Raw genomic sequence first — 3,886 nt, forward strand, 5'->3', positions numbered from 1 at the left:
CCGGTGCCCGGCCCGATCGCCGCACCCCAGGGCGTTTCGCCGATGCGTTCCGACGGTCCGGCAACCCGGGGCAGGCGCGGCGTTCTACCGCGCAGCGCCGATTCCAGCAGGTCTTCCCGATATCGCCCGGTTGCAGCCGAGAAGTAACCGGTGCCGCTGGCGTCGCCACGATCCGTCGCGAGCGAGTCGAACCCGGACGCGCCGCCGAGATGCCAACTCAACCAGTCGTGCGGAAGACAGACGGCCGCAGCGCGATCCGCGTTGCCCGGCTCGTTGTCCGCCAACCATCGCAGCTTGCTGACGGTGATGGACGCCAGAGGAACGACGCCGATCGCATCGGCCCAGGCCTGACCGCCACCCAGTTCGTCGACGAGGTCCGCTGCCGATTGCGCCGACCTCGTGTCGTTCCACAGCAACGCGGGACGAACCACCGCGCCGGACTCGTCGAGGCAGATCATGCCGTGCTGTTGCGCACCGACGGCGACCGCCGCAACATCGTCCAGGCCACCGGCATCGGCAATGGCGTTGTCCAGAGCGGACTTCCACCGTGCGGGGTCGATCTCGGTCCCGTCCGGATGGCCCGCGCGCCCGCTGCGCACCAACTCGCCCGAATCGGCATCTCGGACAAACACTTTGCACGACTGCGTGGACGAGTCGATTCCTGCGACGAGCGCCAAGACGGGGTCCTTTCCGGCGGAGCAATTCCAACTCCCGACCCTACCGCGCGCCACCGCGCGAGCTCGGTGTTCCCGCAGGGGTGGCACCGGGGTTCTCGCGGCGGTGGCAGCGGTTGTTCTCGCAGCGGTGGCAGCGGTTGTTCTCGCAGCGGTGGCAGCGGTGGTTTCCACTGGACTACCGTCGTGAATCATGCGCGACGCCGACGATCCAGACTCCTTCCGCCTCACCGTGGCGCGGGCGGCCCTCGACCTGTTCGCGGTGAAGGGGTACGAGGCGACGTCGGTGGACGACATCGCGGAGGCGTCGGGCATCTCGCGTCGCACGTTCTTTCGGCAGTTCCGTGGCAAGGACGACGTCATCTTCGCCGACCATGAGATCCTGCTCGATCAGGCGTCTGCATTTCTCGACCGTCCACACCCGGACCCCTGGGTTGCGGTGTGCGACGCAGCGCAGCTCGTCTTCGAACGGTTCTCCGGCTGGCACGAGCTCGCACAGCTGCGCTACAAGGTGGTGCACGAGAACCCGGCACTGCGTGACAGAGAGATCGTGACGGTGTTCCGCTACAACCGCCTGTTCGTCGACTACCTACGACGCGCACTGCCCCAGCATCCGCACCTGGAAATCCTGCAGTTCACCGCGTCCGTGACGGCGACGCACAACTACCTTCTGCGACGCATGATCCGCGACGGTGTGCCCACCAGCAGCGACGACCTGCAGGTGGCGCTACGCAAAGTGCGCGCGAACGTGGGCCCGTCCGAGAACGACATCGTCGTCGCCGTGTTCCCGCGCGGAACCTCCCGGTCCGCCGTCGCCGACGCCTTGGCGAAGCATCTCGAGTGAGCTTTCCAGGCCGCCCACCCGCTTGAATGGACGCTGATAGCCATCTGTTCGGATAAATGCACCATTCAAGCGATGGGCCACTGCTGACCGCATCGATGGGCCACTGCTGACCGCATCGATGGGCCACTGCAACCGTCTAACCGTTGCTATGGGACATCGATGCCACCGGACCCCGACCCCACCTGGCACTCGGTGCCATCATTGGTTGTAATCATTCACCCGCCCCGGTAGCATCGAGGCAGGCATGGCACTGAGTGCCGTGCATTCGATACCAAGCCCGTAGGAGAGTGGCACCATGGCCGGAAACCCAGATTTCGACCTCTTTCAATTACCGGACGAACACAGCGAGTTGCGTGCAGCCATCCGCGCTCTGTCCGAGAAGGAGATCGCGCCGCACGCGAAGGATGTCGACGAGAACTCGCGCTTCCCCGACGAAGCTCTGACGGCGCTCATCAACTCGGGTTTCAACGCCATTCACGTTCCCGAAGAGTACGACGGGCAGGGCGCCGACTCGGTGGCCACCTGCATCGTCATCGAAGAGGTCGCGCGCGTCTGCGGATCGTCGTCCCTCATCCCCGCCGTCAACAAGCTCGGCACGATGGGCCTGATCCTCAACGGCTCGGAAGAGCTGAAGAAGCAGGTTCTGCCGTCGCTCGCGGGCGGCGCGATGGCGTCGTACGCCCTGTCCGAGCGCGAAGCCGGATCCGACGCAGCCAGCATGCGGACCCGCGCGGTTGCCGACGGCGACGACTGGGTCCTCAACGGCTCGAAGTGTTGGATCACCAATGGCGGCAAGTCCGATTGGTACACCGTCATGGCCGTCACCGACCCCGAAAAGGGCGCCAACGGCATCTCGTCGTTCATCGTGCACAAGGATGACGAGGGATTCGTCGTCGGCCCGAAGGAGAAGAAGCTCGGCATCAAGGGTTCGCCCACGGCCGAGCTGTACTTCGAGAACTGCAAAATTCCCGGCGACCGCATCATCGGCGAGCCCGGCACCGGCTTCAAGACGGCACTGCAGACGCTCGACCACACGCGTCCGACCATCGGCGCGCAGGCTGTCGGCCTCGCACAGGGTGCACTCGACGCAGCGATCGCATACACCAAGGACCGCAAGCAGTTCGGCCAGTCCATCAGCAGCTTCCAGGCCGTGCAGTTCATGCTCGCCGAGATGGCCATGAAGGTCGAAGCCGCTCGCCTGATGGTCTACCACTCCGCCGCACGCGCCGAGCGCGGCGAGAAGAACCTCGGATTCATCTCCGCAGCCTCCAAGTGCTTCGCATCGGACGTTGCCATGGAGGTCACCACCGACGCAGTCCAGCTCTTCGGCGGCGCCGGCTACACCACCGACTTTCCGGTCGAGCGCATGATGCGCGACGCCAAGATCACGCAGATCTACGAGGGCACCAATCAGATTCAGCGTGTCGTCATGTCCCGGGCGCTGCTGAAATGATCGAACTCGTAGGAGTCATCGGCGGCGGCACCATGGGTGCCGGAATCGCCGAAATGTGTGCTCGCTCCGGTAGCTCGGTGCTGATTCTCGAAACCAGCCAGGCCGCCGCCGACGCCGCCGAGGCGCGCCTCGACAAATCGTTCGCCCGCGCCGTCAAGTCCGGACGAATCGAAGCAGACGCAGCCGAAAAGGCGCGTGCGTCAATCACTCTGACGCTCGACATCGCCGACTTCGCCGACCGTGACCTCGTCGTCGAGGCTGCACCGGAGATCGAGTCGCTCAAGCTGGACCTTTTCCAGAAGCTCGATTCGATCGTCAAGCCCGAAGGCATTCTGGCCACCAACACCTCGTCCATTCCGGTCATCAAGATGGCCAACGCGACCAAGCGTCCGGACAAGGTCGTCGGCGTCCACTTCTTCAACCCGGTGCCGGTACTGCCGCTGGTCGAAATCGTCGTCAGCCTCGTCACCAGCGAAGAAACCGTCGACGTCGTCACCGACTACGCAGGGAACACGCTCGGCAAGAAGACCATCCGCTCAGGTGACCGCGCAGGCTTCATCGTCAACGCGCTCCTGATCCCATACTTGGTGTCGGCGATCAGAATGCTCGAATCGGGCTTCGCCAGCGCCGAGGACATCGACGATGGCATGGTCAACGGCTGCGCGCACCCCATGGGACCGTTGCGTTTGGCGGACACCGTCGGACTCGACGTCACCCTCGCCGTCGCAGAGTCGCTGTACGCCGAATTCCGCGAACCCCACTACGCGCCGCCTCCGCTCCTGCAGCGCATGGTCGATGCGGGCATGCTGGGCCGTAAAACCGGCAAGGGTTTCTACAGCTACTGAGCATCCCCCTACTCCGGCATCGATGGCCCATCGCAACGCATAGACGGTTGCGGTGGGCCATCGATGCGTT

General features: G+C 64.7%; 4 protein-coding genes. 3 read left to right on the top strand and 1 reads right to left on the bottom strand.

Annotation, left to right across the window (positions count from 1 at the left end):
• Nucleotides 1-677 (bottom strand): FGGY family carbohydrate kinase (locus WBQ44_RS09325; protein WP_495566421.1); only part of this gene is annotated, 677 nt, incomplete at its 3' end.
• Between the two features lie 190 nt (nucleotides 678-867).
• Between WBQ44_RS09325 and WBQ44_RS09330 the strand changes: the two genes are divergently transcribed.
• The 3 genes from WBQ44_RS09330 to WBQ44_RS09340 all read left to right on the top strand — a co-directional run bounded on the left by WBQ44_RS09330 (nucleotide 868) and on the right by WBQ44_RS09340 (nucleotide 3,816).
• Nucleotides 868-1,518, top strand: a complete 651-nt coding sequence (locus tag WBQ44_RS09330) for a TetR family transcriptional regulator (protein WP_495566422.1) — start codon at nucleotides 868-870, stop codon at nucleotides 1,516-1,518.
• Between the two features lie 295 nt (nucleotides 1,519-1,813).
• Nucleotides 1,814-2,971, top strand: coding sequence for an acyl-CoA dehydrogenase (locus WBQ44_RS09335; protein ID WP_495566423.1), 1,158 nt, complete (start codon nucleotides 1,814-1,816; stop codon nucleotides 2,969-2,971).
• Nucleotides 2,971-3,816: a 3-hydroxybutyryl-CoA dehydrogenase gene (locus WBQ44_RS09340; protein ID WP_495566424.1), complete on the top strand. Its 846-nt coding sequence runs from the start codon at nucleotides 2,971-2,973 to the stop codon at nucleotides 3,814-3,816. Before WBQ44_RS09335 ends, WBQ44_RS09340 begins: the two co-directional genes overlap by 1 nt.
• Nucleotides 3,817-3,886 lie beyond the last annotated feature (70 nt).

The sequence above is a fragment of the Rhodococcus sp. (in: high G+C Gram-positive bacteria) genome, from assembly GCF_049591685.1.
GTDB lineage: Bacteria > Actinomycetota > Actinomycetes > Mycobacteriales > Mycobacteriaceae > Rhodococcoides.

Excerpts from the sequence above, each read along its gene's own strand:
- WBQ44_RS09335 (WP_495566423.1), top strand. The coding sequence starts at position 1,814 with ATGGCCGGAAACCCAGATTTCGACCTCTTTCAATTACCGGACGAACAC.
- WBQ44_RS09330 (WP_495566422.1), top strand. The coding sequence starts at position 868 with ATGCGCGACGCCGACGATCCAGACTCCTTCCGCCTCACCGTGGCGCGG.